Source organism: Pseudoalteromonas sp. MEBiC 03607, from assembly GCF_004792295.1.
GTDB lineage: Bacteria > Pseudomonadota > Gammaproteobacteria > Enterobacterales > Alteromonadaceae > Pseudoalteromonas > Pseudoalteromonas lipolytica_C.
Map to the genome: position 1 here is coordinate 351,892 of NZ_SRRY01000002.1, position 16,770 is coordinate 368,661.

Here is a 16,770-nt window from a genome sequence, read left to right on the forward strand (position 1 = left end):
TAGTGAAACATTTTTTTATCCTTTTGTTGTTTGTAAGTTGTAAGGGCCTATGTTTATCAGAGCAAGCTGGAGAAGACCCTATTGTTGTTGCAGCCAGTTCTTATCTCCCTCCTTATGTTATTAAAGATAACGATAGTGGTATTCAATTAGAAATATTAAAAGCAGCGTTTAAATCTCAAGGGATCAGTAACATTGTTGTGCAATACATGCCAAACAAGCGTGTAGAGCAGCAGTTGCTGCAAGGAAAAGTTGATATAGCTTTAAATTTCGCTTCTGGAGCGAGTACAAATATATACCAAAGTGAACCACTATTACGCTATCAAAATGTAGCGATAAGTTTGGCTGAACAAAATTTAAAAATAGACAGCATTTATGATTTAGCTGGTAAAAGTGTGCTGGGTTTTCAAAATGCGACCAATTTTATTGAAGCACCTTTCAAATCAGTGACACGTATACTTCGTTCTTATGATGAGGTAGTAAACCAAGAGGCACAAGTTGACCATTTAATGAAGGGATGGGTTGACGTTATCATTCTCGAAAGACGTGTTTTTTTATATTATCTTGAACAATATAAGCAGACAGCCGAAATAAAACCTTTCGTTGTGCATCCAATATTTAATGAAGCACCTCGACCTGCATTTTTCAATAGTGAAGTTTTAAAGGATACCTTTAACACAGGTCTAGGCCAAATTGTAGAATCTGGCGAATATCAAGCGATAATTCGCCTTGATGGCACTGAATATGCGCAAATAAGCAGCCATGAATTACGCAAATAAAGCAACAGTTTGGCGGCTTAGTGCGATGAGCTTGCCATCATCACTCCAAATACAGCCATCTTCAAGACCGTAACCATCTTTACTATGATGTGTAACAGCTTCATAGCCAATCCAAGCATCATCAGCGATGTTTGGCTCTTCAACAAACTCGATATACCACGACATGCTACTGGCTGGGGCTGGCTGTTTATACATTTGTAATAGGGTAGGCGGCCATGCATCCGTAAGGGCAATGATATGCGCTTCGCTCATGTGTTCTGGTTTATGTTTAAATTTCATCCAGCCGCCTAAATGTGATGTGTCAGCGCCAGAAAATGGCATATTTCCGTCTTGTAAGCATAGTGCGACGTGCTGGAAAAATGCCGGCATTAAACCTTCTTTATAAGGCAGAGTAAAACGTTCGTCTACTGGTTTAAGCTGCATGCTTTTTGACACATCTACGCGTACTGCTGATTCTCTATTAGCGCCAAAACAGGCTTGTGTGATAACACAAACATCGCCATTTTGAATTACTTTAGCAAGTACTTGCGCACTGTTTTTACCTTCGCGTAAAACTTCAACATCAATTGAAAAGTCGCAGTCAGCGATTAACGGACCAACAAAGTTAGTGCTTAAAGATAGTAAACGACGAGAGTTGTCGATATGTTGACGAATTGCTTGATATAATAAAGCTGCTGATAAACCACCAAACGCAGTGCGACCTTGGCACCAGTTTTCTGGAAACTGCATTACTTTTGTTTTGTCTTTGCCAAGTTCTGTTGCCATGGCGAGTAATTGATCAAAATGCATAATTTTCCTTAACATTTATTGCTATGGACAAGGTTATAGCACAGCTAAAGTCATCAGACCAGTTTGTTTGTATTACTATAAGTGTTAAAAAACCCCTCTTTTTGAGGAAAAAATACCCATTTGGAAAATATTTCAAAAAAAAGTAAATTTTTTTCATTTTTACAGTTGAATTCAGTTTCCTGCACCCCTATTTACTAGTCATCGAACGTTTTAACGAATTTTGAAGTTGGAGAAGATTCATGGGTAGAATTATTGGAATCGATTTAGGTACTACTAACTCTTGTGTAGCAGTACTAGACGGTGATAAAGCACGCGTTATCGAAAACGCGGAAGGCGATCGCACAACACCATCGATCATTGCATACACGCAAGATGGTGAAACATTAGTTGGTCAACCTGCAAAACGCCAAGCAGTAACTAACCCAACTAACACATTATTTGCCATCAAGCGTCTAATTGGTCGTCGTTTTGAAGACGAAGAAGTACAACGCGATATCGGTATCATGCCTTTTAAAATTGTAAAAGCTGATAACGGTGATGCATGGGTTGAAGCGCGTGGCGAAAAACGTGCTGCACCACAAATTTCAGCAGAAGTGCTGAAGAAAATGAAGAAAACAGCAGAAGACTTCTTAGGTGAGCCAGTAACAGAAGCAGTAATCACAGTACCTGCTTATTTCAATGACTCACAACGTCAAGCTACTAAAGATGCTGGTCGTATTGCTGGTCTTGAAGTTAAACGTATCATCAATGAGCCAACAGCCGCTGCACTTGCATACGGTATGGACAAAAACAAAGGTGAAAACGTTGTTGCTGTTTACGACTTAGGTGGTGGTACTTTCGATATCTCTATCATCGAGATTGATGAAGTAGAAGGCGAGCACACGTTTGAAGTTCTTGCAACTAACGGTGACACTCACTTAGGTGGTGAAGACTTCGATAACCGTGTTATCAACTACTTAGTTGAAGAGTTCAAGAAAGATCAAGGTATCGACCTTAAGAACGACCCACTTGCAATGCAACGTGTTAAAGAAGCTGCTGAAAAAGCGAAGATTGAACTGTCTTCTGCACAGCAAACAGAAGTTAACTTACCGTACGTGACTGCTGACGCAACTGGTCCTAAGCACATGAACGTTAAAGTTACTCGTGCAAAACTTGAGTCTCTTGTTGAAGACTTAGTAACTAAGTCAATCGAGCCACTTAAGCGTGCACTAGCTGATGCTGATTTATCAGTAAGCGACGTAAATGACATCATCCTTGTTGGTGGTCAAACACGTATGCCTCTAGTACAAAAAACAGTTGCTGAGTTCTTTGGTAAAGAGCCACGTAAAGATGTTAATCCAGATGAAGCAGTTGCAGTAGGTGCAGCGATTCAAGGTGGTGTACTAGCTGGTGACGTTAAAGACGTACTACTACTTGACGTATCTCCGTTATCACTAGGTATCGAGACTATGGGTCAAGTAATGACAGCACTAATTGAGAAAAACACGACGATTCCTACTAAGAAATCGCAAGTATTCTCAACGGCTGAAGACAACCAATCAGCGGTAACGATTCACGTACTACAAGGTGAGCGTAAGCGTGCAAGCGATAACAAATCTCTAGGTCAATTTAACCTAGAAGGTATCCGCCCAGCGCAACGTGGTACACCACAAATCGAAGTAACATTCGACGTAGACGCGGACGGTATCTTACACGTATCTGCTAAAGATAAAGATACAGGTAAAGAGCAGAAGATCACGATTCAAGCTTCTTCAGGTCTAAGTGATGAAGAAGTAGAAAAAATGGTTCGTGATGCTGAAGCACACGCTGAAGAAGATAAAAAATTCGAAGAGCTAGTAGCTACACGTAACCAAGCTGATGCAATGGTTCACGGTACACGTAAGCAAATCGAAGAAGCGGGTGATGCATTACCAGCAGAAGATAAAGAAGCAATCGAAGCTGCGCTTACTGAGCTAGAAGCGGCGATTAAGAGTGATAACAAAGAAGAGATTGAAGCGAAAACACAAGCTCTTGCTGAAAAATCACAAAAGCTAATGGAAATTGCGCAAGCGAAAGCACAACAACAGCAAGGTAGTGCTGATGCAGGTGCACAGCAATCTTCTGCAAAACAAGACGACGATGTTGTTGATGCAGAGTTCGAAGAAGTGAAAGACGACAAGTAATTGCTCGTTTCGCTTCTGCCTAACGCAATAATGGCTGCTTTGTTTAGCCAATTAAGTTAGGATGAAATGATTGAGGCGCGCCAGCGATTTCGCTTGACGCGCCTTTTGCATGTATATGAACGGTAAAGTCGTTCGACTTACCTTACGCAGTGTAACTGCAGTAAAAAGAGTAGTGTGATAGATATGTCAAAAAGCGATTATTATGAAGTTCTCGGCGTGAGCAAAGATGCCAGCGAACGAGACATAAAAAAAGCGTATAAGCGCTTAGCGATGAAATATCATCCAGACCGTACCGCAGGTGATAAAGACCTTGAAACTAAATTCAAGGAAGTAAAAGATGCCTATGAAGTACTAACTGATCCACAAAAACGTCAGATGTATGATCAATACGGCCATGCAGCCTTTGAACAAGGTGGTGGTGGTCATGGCGGTGGCTTCGGCGGTGGTCATGGTGATTTTGGCGATATTTTTGGTGATGTGTTTGGAGATATCTTTGGTGGCGGTGGTCGTCGACAATCGCGCCAACAACGTGGGTCTGACTTACGTTACAACATGGACTTAAGCCTGGAAGAGGCGGTTCGTGGTAAAGATGTTGAAATTAAAGTGCCAACTTGGGTTAGCTGTAAACCATGTGACGGTAGCGGTGCAAAAGCGGGCTCTAAGCCAAAAACCTGTACTACGTGTCACGGTGCTGGCCAAGTACAAATGCGCCAAGGTTTCTTCGCGGTTCAGCAAACATGTCCTACGTGTCAGGGCACGGGTCAAATTATTTCTGACCCATGTGACAGCTGTCATGGCCAAGGTCGCGTAGAAAAAACGAAGACCTTATCAGTTAAGATCCCAGCAGGTGTTGATACAGGTGACCGTATTCGCTTATCAGGTGAAGGTGAAGCGGGGATGCATGGCGCACCGGCAGGTGACTTATATGTACAAGTGTCAGTACGTGAGCACCCAATCTTCCAACGTGATGGTAACAATCTGTACTGTGAAGTACCTATTGGCTTTACAACAGCTGCACTGGGTGGCGAAATTGAAGTACCAACTTTGGATGGTCGCGCAAAACTGAAGATCCCTTCAGAAAGCCAAACAGGCAAAATGTTCCGTATGCGTGGTAAAGGCGTTAAGTCTGTTCGTAGCGGCGCACAAGGCGACTTAATCTGTAAAGTGGTTATTGAAACACCGGTGAACTTAAATGACCGTCAACGTGAATTACTTGAAGAGCTTGAGCAAAGCATGGGTAAAGATGGCTCTAAAAATCGTCCAAAAGAAAAAGGTTTCTTTGACGGTGTGAAGAAATTCTTCGATGATCTAACTAAGTAACTCCTAGTTAAGTAACTTGAGTTAGATAGTAAAAAGGCGCTAATCAGCGCCTTTTTTTACGCTTCAATTTTGAGTTTAGTGATCTAAGAATAAGTAGTTTTGCCAGCTTTTCATTCTGATCAACACCTTACGCATCACAGAAACATGTTCAAAATGTTCTGAATAAACAGCTACTTCAGTGCTTGTTCCTTGTGGCAGATGATATTCACTCATGTCGTCAGTGATTTTTAAAGTAACAATTGCGCGGCCTTGACGGGCAAAAAATTCAGTGCCCATCAGTGTTCCTTGTGCTTGTACTTGTCCCTCACCAATTGCGGGTAACACATCGATTACTTCTCCAGCGAAGGTTTTGCCTGGAATTGCTTTAAAGATAAAGTCAGCTTTATAACCAGGTTCGAGTCTTAATAATGAATTTTGTCGAAATGCCGCAACATAAACAGTGTCTTCTTTATGCACAAAGGTCATTACTGGTCGCAGTGGCATAGGCACGGCAATCATCCCCGGACGTAATGTCAGTTGTGTGACATAGCCGTCGGTGGGTGCATGCACACTAGTGCTGTCTAAGTTAAATTGGGCTTGCTCTAAATTAGCGCGAGCAGTGGCTATTTTTGTTTGTTCGCCGTTAATTTCTGACTCAAATGCTAGTTTCTGACGTAACTCTTCGGCTTGTGCTGCTTCGTAACTTGCTTTTGCCGCTAAATACACCCCTAATTTATTATCAACTTGGCCTTTTGAATAGGCGCCGCTTTTTGCGCCTTTTTCATAGCGTTCGTATTCTTTCTTACTACGGTCATATTCAGCTTTAGCCATCAGCGCACTGGCTTGTGCTGATTTATAGGCAGCTTCTAAACCAAGTACCGATTGTTTTGCATCTTGTAAAGCTGCAATAGCTTGATTTAGTTTTGCTCGATATAAGGTGTCGTCTAGGCGAAACAATAAGTCGCCTTTTTTAACTGGTTGATTCGGCTTTACCGCAACTTCTTCTACTGTACCACGCACATTTGGCACAATCGGCGTTGTAACATACGCACTACTCGCCATATTTGAATGTGGGTGGTTATAGTTCATTAATAGAATTAATGCGCCGATCAGTACTACACCACCAAGAACAGCGGTTGGCACTGTCCATTTGTTAAGCGGGATTTTAAAGAGTTTGAAGATGCCAATGCACAATGCGGTATATGTAAGTATTAATAACAAATCCATATTCTATTTCTCTTTATTATTCGATTGAGCATTAATTTGTGCTTGTAGTGCTGCCACTGTGGCTGTCAGGCTAGCCACTTTCTCAGCTAAGTCTTCTTGTTCCTTTTGAATTTGGTTAAAACCCCAGCCGCGGTCATCACGCCACAAGGTGGCCCAAACCCATAAAAATGGCCATAGTACGTGTAGGGTAAATAGGCTAACCCAGCCTGCATAATGGATGGCATCTTGGTGGGGGTGATTACGTTTTTTGGCAATTTCGTAGGGAATATCGTGAATGGCTATCACACCATAAAATATTACGACGGTCACAAACACTAGCATGGCTAGTGCAAAGTAGTCTAAAAACATGTAGTTTCCTTTCCTTAACTAATACTGAATTCATAATACGTTATATTTTTTTAATTCCTAGTGGGTATTTTCAGATTCAGTTTAGTACTACGTAGTAATCATTTTCAGCTAGGCATCGGCATAATATGACATCGTCCTTAAAGGTTGTTTCTTGGATCTGACCTTTTTCTATTCCTAGTGTTTTGCATTTACTTTGGCAATCTATAAACGCGGTCCATGCTACGTATTCATTACAAACAAAATTAATTGAATACAAGAGTGTGATGATGATAAAACATTGTTTCGCCAAATAGAGACTAATGTGTTTTGACATAGTTGCCACGCTTTATCTATTGCTCATACTTTTAGTGTAGCTTATCAGTGTGGTTTTTCGGGATATTTACTATGCAAAGCCTGTATTTTCTTACTATGCCAAGTGCCCAAAGCTTTGATAAAGTTCAGGCGCTTTTTTGTTAAAGGAACTTTTAATGACACCTGCAATCAATTTATTAAAAAACAAAGGTATTTTTTATGATGTGCTGAGTTATCATCACGATCCTGCACATACCCAATTTGGCCTTGAAGCGGTTGAAAAGCTTAACTTGCCCGCTGAGCAAGTGTTTAAAACTTTAGTCCTTGAAAATGCCGAACAACAGCTTTTGGTTGCAGTAGTCCCTGTGAGTCAACAGGTAAATATGAAGATGCTTGCTAAGGCAGCAAAAGTAAAAAAAGTAACTATGGCCCCTCAGCAGAAAGTAGAAAACACAACTGGTTATATTTTGGGGGGAGTCAGTCCGCTTGGCCAAAAGAAGCGTTTACCGACTTTTATTCATCAATCTGCAATAAATTTCGATACTATCTATGTTTCAGCCGGTAAGCGAGGCCTTGAAATTGCGCTTAAGCCCCATGACTTGTGTAGTCTATTAAATGCTAGATTGGTTGATTTTTGAACATTTAATGTAACTAATTTTACTTTTTTTTAAAAAAGAGTTTGTCCTTAATCTGAATCTAGCTAAGCTAATAATGCGTTATTAATTCGAATAACGATTTATCTTAAAGGATTCAGGATATGAAAAAAATTATTGCTATTTCTGCACTTTCTCTACTTCCACTTTCAAATGCAATGGCTGATCAAGACATCGGTTGTGGTTTAGGTTCAATGTTATTTGCTGGTCAACAAGGTAAAGTTGTTAAAGTTCTTGGTGCAACGACAAATGGTATTTCAGGTAACCAAACATTTGGTATTACATTTGGTACTTTAGGATGTAACGGTAATGGTACAGTGACAGCTTCAACTAAAGTTGCGACATTCATTGATGGCAATATGGAACAACTTGCACGTGATATGTCACGTGGCGAAGGTGAAACTCTTGATACGCTGGCTGAAGTATGGGGCGTTCAAGCGCAAGATAAAGCAGCATTCAATAAGTTAGTACAGACACAGTTTACTAACGTATTCACATCAGAAAATGTGACATCTCAATTAGTTTTAGAGAACCTTAATACGCTTGTTGCTAGCGATGCGCAACTTGCTACTTACACACTATCTTAATCTAGCGTGTACTTTTTAAATATAAAGCCCTTAATGGGCTTTTATTCTATTATGCGTGGTATTTTACTTTCTTCTTGTTTGTTATTCAGCTGTTTAGCATATTCAACAACACCGACACTCGAAATAGCTCATCATCCTTATTGGCTTAAGCTCGGTCATTATAATCAGCCTTTTCTTTCTATGTATGAAAGTGAAGTGGATAGCTCAGAATTTTTCTTTTCTGAGGTGGGAAAAACAGACCCTCATGCAGAGCTTTTAGCGACTATAGCGGCGTTTAAAAGCGATGATGATAACCAGGCAAAGTGCCGTTTTCCTGCTCGCTATAACTGGCTAAAAGAACATTTCTTTACAAATTGGCCTGCACTTTCTTGCCCTGAATTTGAAACATGGCAACAGCTTATCAACCCAAAAGGTATGACTCTAGTCTTCCCGACCGCGTTTATGAATGATCCGTCCTCGATGTTTGGTCATACTCTATTACGTATTGATGCGAAGGACCAAACCCGCAGTAGAGAGCTCATCGCTTTTGCTGTTAACTTTGCTGCAGAGCCTGATGTTACTGATAATGCCGCTTTATATGCTTTAAAAGGTATTATTGGTCAATATCCAGGTAAGTTCACTTTAATGCCGTATTATCGCAAAGTCCGTGAATATAATGACTTAGAATCTCGTGATATATGGGAATATAAACTCTCATTATCTGATCAAGAAATTCAGCGTGTGTTATTACATTTATGGGAAATGCAGTGGGCCACGTTTGATTATTTTTTTGTTGATGAAAACTGCTCGTATCAGCTGTTAGCATTACTGCAACTTGCACGAGATGATTTATCTTTAACTGCTCCATTTTCTTCGCATGCGATCCCATCAGATACGGTTGCAGCTCTTAAGCAACATGGATTATTACAGCCGCCTCGATACCGTGCTGCATCGGGCACTAAATTGATCAATTATGAAAGCCAACTCACAGAGCAGCAGGTTTACCTTGCTCGTTTACTGCGTGATGGAGTAGCGCTAGATGAATTATCGCTCACACCTGAGCAGGCTGTGCCTATCCTTGAGATGGCGTATGAGTGGTTAAATTACCAATATTATGATCAAGGATTAGCACGTGATGCAATTGCTCCTCGATTAACAAAGCTGTTGCATCAACGCAGTCAATTCCATGTGGTTTCGCCTTTCAAGCCTGCGCCAAAGCCTCGAGTGAGTCCTGATAATGGTCATGGCTCTAGTCGTGTTGGTGTAATATTTAATGATTATGAGCATACCGCTAGTCGGTTTGGTTTAACATATCGTGTTGCTTATCATGATTTACTTGATAATCCCGGTGGTTTTATTCCTGGTGCGCAAATTAGTTTTTTTGACTTAGAGGTAAACCAAGATAGTAACGAGAATCTTCATCTCGAGCGTTTGCTTTTAATTGATGCAATGTCATTAGCACCTGACAATGGCTTATTTAATTCTTGGTCATGGAATGTTCGTGCTGGGTTTGACCGTCAACCAACACAGACGAAGCGAGAAGGTCGTCTGTTTTTACAAGGCGGCTATGGCAAGTCTTTTGGTGATGCATCACACTTGCAAAGCTATTTGCTTGGCTCATCAGTTGTTCAATCAGGTGATTTGATAGATTCTGTCTCGTTTGGGCTAGGAAGCGAAGCAGGTGTTATTTGGCAAGTTACCGATTCACAAAAGCTTGCTTTGAGTGGTCAGGCTTTTTGGCTGATGAATGAACCAAGTGTTGATTATCAGCTAACGTTTTCTGCTCATTGGCAAATAGCGTTGGCTCAGAATTGGGGGCTTAGAAGCTCAGCTATTTATCAAGATTGGCAACGTTCTGAACAGCAATTTAAATTGCAGCTTTTCCATTACTTTTAGCAGTGTATTTTTGGTAGGTTATGCCAGCGAGTAGTGTAGTGCGGTGATAAATACTCTCGCTTCATATGCCAACGAGTGGTTGTGGTTTCGCTTGCAAGGGCAAGCGTACCAACACCGTAACGAGCATTTATTTTGTCTAAACATTTCATTAGGCTTGGGTTATCGATAGGTGCTTGAAATAAATCAGGTTGCTGAAACATTTGGCTCGATAACTCTAGCGCACCGACACCACATTTGTAAAAGGGTACGCCGGGTTTATATAAGTCTTTAAAGACTTCGCTGATAGCGTTAGCAAATACACGGCTGTCAGCTGTGGCAACACTAAACTCATAAATATAGGATTTTTTATAATAGCCATCTTGATGAGGTGAGCTGGCGACAAACATTAATAAACGTTGTGTGAGTGACCCTTGTGTGCGTAACTTACGGGCAACAATAACGGCGTGATTAATAAGTGCGGTTTTTAGCGCTGTGGCATCGGTGATACGTTCCCCAAAACTACGGGTCGAAAATATCTCTTTTTTATCTTGGCGCACGTCATCCCATGCTAAACAGCTTTTACCACGTAACTCGTTTACTGTACGCTCGAGTACAATACTGAACAGGCGTTTCATTTTTCGAGGCTCTTGTTCGGCTAAATCAAAAGCAGTATTGATATTCATCGCTTTGAGCTTTTTAGCTAAGCGTCGACCAACCCCCCAAACATCTTGTACATCCATGGCTTTTAAAATGGCTATTCGTGACGCTTCTGAATCAATCACTGCTACGCCATCAAAGCCCGATAGTTTTTTTGCTGCATGATTGGCGGCTTTAGCAAGGGTTGCCGTTGGGCCAAAACCCACTCCAACAGGCAGTTTTGTTTCGCGCCATACGGTACGGCGAATATGATGACCATAACTATGCCAATCATCAACAAGCTTGTTGAAACCTGTAAAGTTTAAAAACGACTCATCAATAGAGTATATGTGCTGATTATCGCAAAAGCGGCCAATCACGTTCATCATCCGTTCGCTTAAATCCGCATACAGCTCATAGTTAGATGAGCGGATCACCACCTGGTTATCTTCGAGTAATTGTTTTACCTGAAAATAGGGCTGAAACTTTGGAATAGCTAGCTTTCGTGCAATAGGACACACAGCACAAATACAGCCATCATTGTTGGTGAGTACCACTACAGGTTTACTGCGAATAGCTGGATCAAATACTTTTTCGGCACTGGCATAAAAGGCCACCGCATCGACTAAGGCGTACATGCTAATAGCTCTTTACTACTGCGATGTAAGCGAATTGAGCGGGTGACCACGCCTTCTAATTGAAATTCATCAGATTGACGTAGTTGCACTGCAGGGTATTTAGGCGAGGCTGATAATAACTGTGCATTGTGTTTATCTAGTAGTTTACAAACAAATAAACCATTTAGATTCGCCACGATGACATCGCCATTTTTAACGTCTTCGGCGCGATCAACCAGTAATAAGTCACCATCAAAAATCCCCACACCTTGCATTGATTCGCCAGAGGCAATACCAATAAAGGTTGCATCAGGGTGTTTAATCAACAGCTGATCTAATGATAGGCCAAGCTCTTTGTATTGTGCTGCTGGTGATTCAAAACCACACACGCCAGCTTCGATATAAATAGGAATAACACGCATAACAAAACCACTATACTGTATGTTTGTACAGTATAGTGGTTTGTGGTTATCTTGCCAATAAGATCACGGGGTGTTGTGATTGATATTTTTGATCATGGTTGTGGCTATATCGATAAAATCACGTACTTGCTGATCAGTTAAACCTTGGCAAAGTTTGGCATCAACCTCTTGCTCAGCAACTTCTAAGCGCGAGAACAGAGCGTTACCTTGTTCAGTAAACGATAAAATTAAACAGCGCTTATCATTTTCGTCAGCACATTTAGAAACCAGTTCAAGTTTTATAAGCTCTTTTAATAAGCGTGCTATTTGTGCTTTATCTCGACCCGTTTTGGCAACAATATCATTCGCGGTACAGTGCTGTGTTTCGGCAATAATATGTAAGCAGCGGACATGTAGTGCATTAAGACCCAACTCGTTGGCGTTAATGGCTTTGCGTACAGTGACGCGATAACTTTGTGCCAGTGTAAATAAAGCAGAAGAAAGAGAGGTTTGTGGCATGGTTCACCTAAATTAAGCTAGTTAGCATTAGTTGACAAAGTCAATCAAAAGCGTATAGTTGACTATATCAACTATTGGGGCGTTGTGCAATTTAACCAGCTAGGAGACCAACATGGCTAGAAAAGTTCGTCGTGCAAACGTAATAAGTACTACACGTATTTCCCCACATCTACAAAGGATTGTCGTTGGCTCAGACGAGTTTGCCGATTTTCCACAAGACGCAAAAGGTGCGTACGTAAAGGTACTACTTCCTCATGCCGGTGAATCTAAGGTTGAACTTGATTTACACGCTGAACACCCAGCATTAATGCGCTCTTACACGATTCGCGAAATTAACCCTGCTAACGGTGCAATTACCCTCGACTTTGTGGTTAACCAACATCAAGGTGTGGCAACTAACTGGGCACAAAATGCGAGAGTTGGCGACGAGGTGGGTATTGCAGGCCCGGGCCCTAAAAAACTCACAGACTTCACGCAAACACATTATTTAATGCTGGCAGATTTAACCTCTGTAAATGCAATCAATGGCTATTTACAAGCGCTGCCGCAAGATGCCACTGTCGATGTCATTATTCATGTTGCTGATAAAGCCGACATCATTGAGCTTGAACAAATTAAAGCACACACTCAACATAGTGTTGAATGGCTAGTTACAGATGAACCAGAAACAGATTTACTCGACCAAGTAACACGCTTATGTGCAGGTTATAACACGCAACCAATGGTGTTTATGGCACTAGAAGCAAGCTTGGTAAAAGTAATTCGCCGTTTAGTAACAAGCAGTTTTGAAATTAACCGTGAGCACATTGTTGCATCTGCCTATTGGAAGCATGGAATTGATGCCGATGGCCTAAAGGTGGAAAAACAGCAACAAAGCCGTGCCTAATTAGCATTTGAAAAATAGCTATTCGCTCTCATTAACTAACTATAAAGAGTTAAATTTTGGAGAGCGGATGTCAGACCTTACAAATACACCTTTTTCATTGCTTGAATTAAGCCCAATGAAAGAGCACGAAACAGTTTCGCAAACACTCGCTAACAGTGTTACCTATGCGCAAACAGCTGATAAGCTTGGCTTTAATCGGTTTTGGATGGCAGAGCACCATAATATGCGTGGTATTGTGTGTGCAGCCACCTCAGTACTGATCGGCCATATAGCAGGTAAAACTCAGAATATCCGCGTAGGTGCGGGTGGGGTGATGCTACCTAACCATCCACCGCTGGTGGTCGCTGAGCAATTTGGCACCCTTGAAAGCTTATATCCGGGAAGGATTGATTTAGGTCTAGGCCGTGCTCCTGGTAGTGATCCAATTACCAGCCGCGCACTGCGCAGAGACGAGCAAAGGGCAGAACACTTTGCAAATGAAGTGACAGAGCTGCAAGGTTTACTTGGCCCATATAAAGGTGACTCTCCAGTACGCGCAATCCCAGGTGAAAACACTAATGTACCAATCTGGTTACTAGGCTCAAGCCTTTATAGTGCACAGCTTGCAGCTAAAAAAGGCTTGCCATATGCATTTGCAGGGCATTTTGCACCGCGCTTTGTTGAAGAGGCCATTGCATTGTATCGCAAAGAATTTCAACCATCTGACGTGTTAGATAAGCCATATGTGATGCTTGGCTTACCTGTTGTTGCAGCAGACACAGACGAACAAGCACAGTTTTTAGCAACCACAGCAAAACAACGTATTTTGGCACTTATGCGTGGCAAGCCACTTTGGCTAAAAGAGCCAGTTCAAACTATGGAAGGGTTATGGACAGCACAAGAAAAAATGCAAGTAGAGAGCTTTTTAGGGCTTTCAGTTGTTGGCGGTCAAGCGAGCGTTAAGCATAAGTTGAGTATGATTAAACAAACGCTACAGGTTGATGAGTTTATTTTTACTAATGACCTGTATGAATTGAGTGACAGGCAGCATGCGCTGGAAATACTAGCAAGTATTATGAAATAAACAGCTATTGCACTACTTGAGCGCGTGATTAGTCGATTACGCGCCTTTATAAAAACTTGTTACTTATTTAACAAACGGTTTTTTAGATTGAATTGATTTAATTATTCCGTTTTAAGGATTGAATTTAACTTAATACAATACATTTATTAATCATAACCCTAGGAAGGTGCACCGTGAAATCTCAAACAATTGCCGCAGTAGAGCCACAAACAAAAACAGCATTAATCGCTGAGGGTGGTGGGCAACGTGGGATTTTTACCGCAGGTGTACTCGATGCATGGTTAGAAAATAATTACGATCCATTCGATTTATTCATTGGTACATCAGCTGGTTCACAAAATTTAACGAGTTATTTAGCGCGTCAAAAGGGCTACGCAAAGCGTTTAATTAGAGGTCTTTCGCGCCATAAGCGTTTCTTTCAACTTGGCCGAGGTCTTATCGGAAAAAGCATCGTTGATCTTGATTGGTATTTTGAAAAAACCAAAGAAGTAAACCGTGCCCTTGATTTTAAAACCGCGACTCAAAGTTTAGGTAATCGCGAACTGTTGATCACAACCACAAATGCAGCAGATCGTAAACCGTATTACTTGAGCCCAAATGGAGAAGATACGCAATGGTTAGCACTGTTAAAGGCATCAAGCGCTTTACCTTTTTTGTATAAAGATGGTGTGAACTTAACGCCTTGGATGACAACCAAAGCGGCTAATGATGCTATTATTCAAAGTTCGAATACTGATTTAGTTCATGATATGTATTTAGATGGCGGCTTAGCAGCACCTTTGCCAGTTAAAGAAGCTTATAATCGTGGTGCACGGGACATTGTAGTAATTCGTACCGTTGACCAAGATTTTCAAATTCAGTCGGAGTGGGTGAATAAATTTAAATCATTTGTTCGCGTTTCTGGCTATTGCCCTAAAACAATCGATTACTTAGTTCAGCATGAACAAGCTTATCAAGACGAACTCGACTTTATCGCTAACCCACCAAGTGATGCGCGGATCACGCAAATTTTTGCAGGTGATAAACTACGCAGTAAGTTGCTGGGTAGTACAGATTCAGATCTGCGCTTTGATCACAAATTAGGCTTAGCGGCAGGTCGTGCCTTTTTACAGCAGCAACTGCTAAATTAGTCGGTAGCATGCACAGTTAATTAATCCCATTGCCTACTTGAGATATTCGTAAATAAAGTTAAAGTGGTTAGCTATTCACTTTTTGTGATTTTTTATCTAAAAGAACAATAAAGGCTTGCCATGTTTAACACTGCGGTATCGACAATAAATGGTCTTCTCTGGGGAGAAGGCCAAATTCTTATTTATATTCTACTGTTTGCTGGAATTTGGTTTTCGGTACGCTTAAAAGCAATTCAATTGGTTAAGTTTCGCCATATGTTTAGCTTGTTAAAGTCGAGTAGCAGCACCGATAAAAACTCAATCAGTTCATTTCAAGCTTTATGTACTGGCCTTTCTGCACGAGTAGGCACAGGAAACCTTGCAGGCGTTGCCGTAGCAATTTCGTTAGGTGGCAGTGGCGCAATATTTTGGATGTGGGTCATTGCCATTTTGGGCATGGCTACTGGCTTTGCAGAAAGCGTACTCGGGCAAGTGTATAAAGTCAGGGATGCCAACGGTGAGTTTAGGGGTGGGCCTGCTTATTATATCCAGCAAGGGCTAGGCAGCAGAGCACTGGCGGTGTGTTTTGCTTTTTGCCTGTTTCTTGGTTATGGCTTTACCTTCAGTGCCATGCAAACAAATACCATAACTGATGCCCTCAATTACGCATTCGAAATTCCAACATTGTATTCAGGCGTTGTGATCACAATACTGGCAGGCTCAATTATTTTAGGTGGCTTTAAAGCTATAGCCCGTTTTGCTGAACGTATCGTGCCAGTGATGGGGATTTTATTTGTTCTAGCCGCCATCATAATTACTTTACTAAATATCGGCAAAGTCCCTGCCATGATTGAAGATATTTTACTGTCGGCTTTTGGCTTACAAGAAGCAGGCGCAGGAGCTATGGGCGCAGCAATTAAAAACGGTATTCAGCGCGGGCTTTATTCGAATGAAGCGGGTGCCGGTAGTGTGCCACACGCATCAGGCTGTGCATCACCAGTACCCAATCACCCGGTCACTCAAGGCTACATTCAAATGCTAGGGGTGTTTTTCGACACTATTGTGCTGTGTAGTTGTACAGCCGTCATTATTCTATTAGCTGATATTGATATAAGCGGCGAAATGGAAGGAATACGTTTAACTCAATCTGCGATGACAGCACACATGGCCGCTGGTGGCATTTACTTTGTAGCGGCTGCGATTTGTTTATTTGCGTTTACTTCAGTGGTTGCAAACTATGCCTATGCAGAGAGTAACCTGCACTTATTTAAGCTAGATAATAAACTTGGTCGAGGTATTTATACCAGTTTATATTTATCAATGATGATTTGGGGCGCCTCGGCGACCATTAAACAAGTATGGGATCTCGCTGATATAGCACTTGGCCTAATGACAGTGGTGAACGTTATCGCTATCATACGCTTAACGCCAACTATCTTATCTGTTACTAAAGACTACCATAGTCAACGAGAAGCAGGACAAGAGCCTAGTTTTGATTCTGAAAAAGTAAAAGTACAAGGACAAACGGAACTGGGCATTTGGCGAAAATAACC

At 41.5% G+C, this 16,770-nt stretch carries 16 protein-coding genes; 10 read left to right on the plus strand and 6 right to left on the minus strand.

Annotation, left to right across the window (positions count from 1 at the left end; translation table 11 throughout):
* The first annotated feature begins 2 nt into the window (after window positions 1-2).
* Window positions 3-776: a transporter substrate-binding domain-containing protein gene (locus E5N72_RS18570; protein WP_235381942.1), complete on the plus strand. Its 774-nt coding sequence runs from the start codon at window positions 3-5 to the stop codon at window positions 774-776.
* Here E5N72_RS18570 and E5N72_RS18575 read toward each other — a convergent pair.
* A complete protein-coding gene (locus E5N72_RS18575; RefSeq protein WP_135926595.1) occupies window positions 765-1,565 on the minus strand; it encodes a thioesterase family protein in 801 nt (266 codons plus the stop codon). The two genes, E5N72_RS18570 and E5N72_RS18575, sit on opposite strands and share 12 nt — an antisense overlap.
* A 239-nt stretch (window positions 1,566-1,804) precedes the next feature.
* On the opposite strand from E5N72_RS18575, the gene dnaK reads away from it, so the two are divergent.
* Together dnaK and dnaJ are read left to right on the plus strand one after the other, a co-directional pair.
* On the plus strand, window positions 1,805-3,727 hold the full coding sequence (dnaK, locus tag E5N72_RS18580; protein ID WP_135926596.1) for a molecular chaperone DnaK: 1,923 nt from the start codon (window positions 1,805-1,807) through the stop codon (window positions 3,725-3,727).
* A gap of 183 nt (window positions 3,728-3,910) precedes the next feature.
* The gene (dnaJ, locus tag E5N72_RS18585) at window positions 3,911-5,047 is read left to right on the plus strand and encodes a molecular chaperone DnaJ (RefSeq protein ID WP_135926597.1); all 1,137 of its coding nucleotides are present in this window, start codon (window positions 3,911-3,913) and stop codon (window positions 5,045-5,047) included.
* Window positions 5,048-5,122: 75 nt separating this feature from the next.
* Here the strand turns inward: dnaJ and E5N72_RS18590 are convergent, their stop codons facing one another.
* Together E5N72_RS18590 and E5N72_RS18595 are read right to left on the minus strand one after the other, a co-directional pair.
* Window positions 5,123-6,253, minus strand: a complete 1,131-nt coding sequence (locus tag E5N72_RS18590) for an HlyD family secretion protein (RefSeq protein WP_135926598.1) — start codon at window positions 6,251-6,253, stop codon at window positions 5,123-5,125.
* Between the two features lie 3 nt (window positions 6,254-6,256).
* The gene (locus tag E5N72_RS18595) at window positions 6,257-6,601 is read right to left on the minus strand and encodes a DUF3302 domain-containing protein (RefSeq protein ID WP_135926599.1); all 345 of its coding nucleotides are present in this window, start codon (window positions 6,599-6,601) and stop codon (window positions 6,257-6,259) included.
* Window positions 6,602-7,068: 467 nt separating this feature from the next.
* On the opposite strand from E5N72_RS18595, the gene ybaK reads away from it, so the two are divergent.
* The 3 genes from ybaK (at window position 7,069) to E5N72_RS18610 (ending at window position 10,007) form a co-directional block, all read left to right on the plus strand.
* A complete protein-coding gene (gene ybaK / locus E5N72_RS18600) occupies window positions 7,069-7,530 on the plus strand; it encodes a Cys-tRNA(Pro) deacylase (RefSeq protein WP_135926600.1) in 462 nt (153 codons plus the stop codon).
* 119 nt (window positions 7,531-7,649) lie between these two features.
* Complete coding sequence (locus E5N72_RS18605; protein ID WP_135926601.1) at window positions 7,650-8,132, plus strand: DUF3015 domain-containing protein; 483 nt, start codon at window positions 7,650-7,652, stop codon at window positions 8,130-8,132.
* 33 nt (window positions 8,133-8,165) lie between these two features.
* Window positions 8,166-10,007, plus strand: coding sequence for a DUF4105 domain-containing protein (locus E5N72_RS18610; RefSeq protein WP_240704559.1), 1,842 nt, complete (start codon window positions 8,166-8,168; stop codon window positions 10,005-10,007).
* On the opposite strand, the gene E5N72_RS18615 is transcribed toward E5N72_RS18610, so the two are convergent.
* The 3 genes from E5N72_RS18615 to E5N72_RS18625 form a co-directional block, all read right to left on the minus strand.
* Window positions 10,004-11,260 carry a Y-family DNA polymerase gene (locus E5N72_RS18615; protein WP_135926602.1) on the minus strand — a complete coding sequence of 419 codons (1,257 nt, stop codon included), beginning with the start codon at window positions 11,258-11,260 and terminating at the stop codon, window positions 10,004-10,006. The genes E5N72_RS18610 and E5N72_RS18615 overlap by 4 nt on opposite strands.
* On the minus strand, window positions 11,248-11,661 hold the full coding sequence (gene umuD / locus E5N72_RS18620; RefSeq protein ID WP_054552219.1) for a translesion error-prone DNA polymerase V autoproteolytic subunit: 414 nt from the start codon (window positions 11,659-11,661) through the stop codon (window positions 11,248-11,250). Before umuD ends, E5N72_RS18615 begins: the two co-directional genes overlap by 13 nt.
* Window positions 11,662-11,724: 63 nt before the next feature.
* Window positions 11,725-12,159 (minus strand): MarR family winged helix-turn-helix transcriptional regulator, encoded by a 435-nt coding sequence (locus E5N72_RS18625; protein WP_135926603.1) that lies wholly within the window; start codon window positions 12,157-12,159, stop codon window positions 11,725-11,727.
* 112 nt (window positions 12,160-12,271) lie between these two features.
* Here E5N72_RS18625 and E5N72_RS18630 point away from each other — a divergent pair, with 112 nt between their 5' ends.
* From E5N72_RS18630 to E5N72_RS18645, 4 genes are all read left to right on the plus strand, one after another.
* The gene (locus E5N72_RS18630; RefSeq protein WP_135926604.1) at window positions 12,272-13,045 is read left to right on the plus strand and encodes a siderophore-interacting protein; all 774 of its coding nucleotides are present in this window, start codon (window positions 12,272-12,274) and stop codon (window positions 13,043-13,045) included.
* Between the two features lie 67 nt (window positions 13,046-13,112).
* Entirely contained in the window at window positions 13,113-14,108 is a 996-nt protein-coding gene (locus E5N72_RS18635; protein WP_135926605.1) for an LLM class flavin-dependent oxidoreductase, read from the plus strand.
* 173 nt (window positions 14,109-14,281) lie between these two features.
* A complete protein-coding gene (locus E5N72_RS18640; RefSeq protein WP_135926606.1) occupies window positions 14,282-15,238 on the plus strand; it encodes a patatin family protein in 957 nt (318 codons plus the stop codon).
* A 120-nt stretch (window positions 15,239-15,358) separates the two neighbouring features.
* The gene (locus E5N72_RS18645; RefSeq protein ID WP_135926607.1) at window positions 15,359-16,768 is read left to right on the plus strand and encodes an alanine/glycine:cation symporter family protein; all 1,410 of its coding nucleotides are present in this window, start codon (window positions 15,359-15,361) and stop codon (window positions 16,766-16,768) included.
* The last annotated feature ends 2 nt before the right edge of the window (window positions 16,769-16,770 follow it).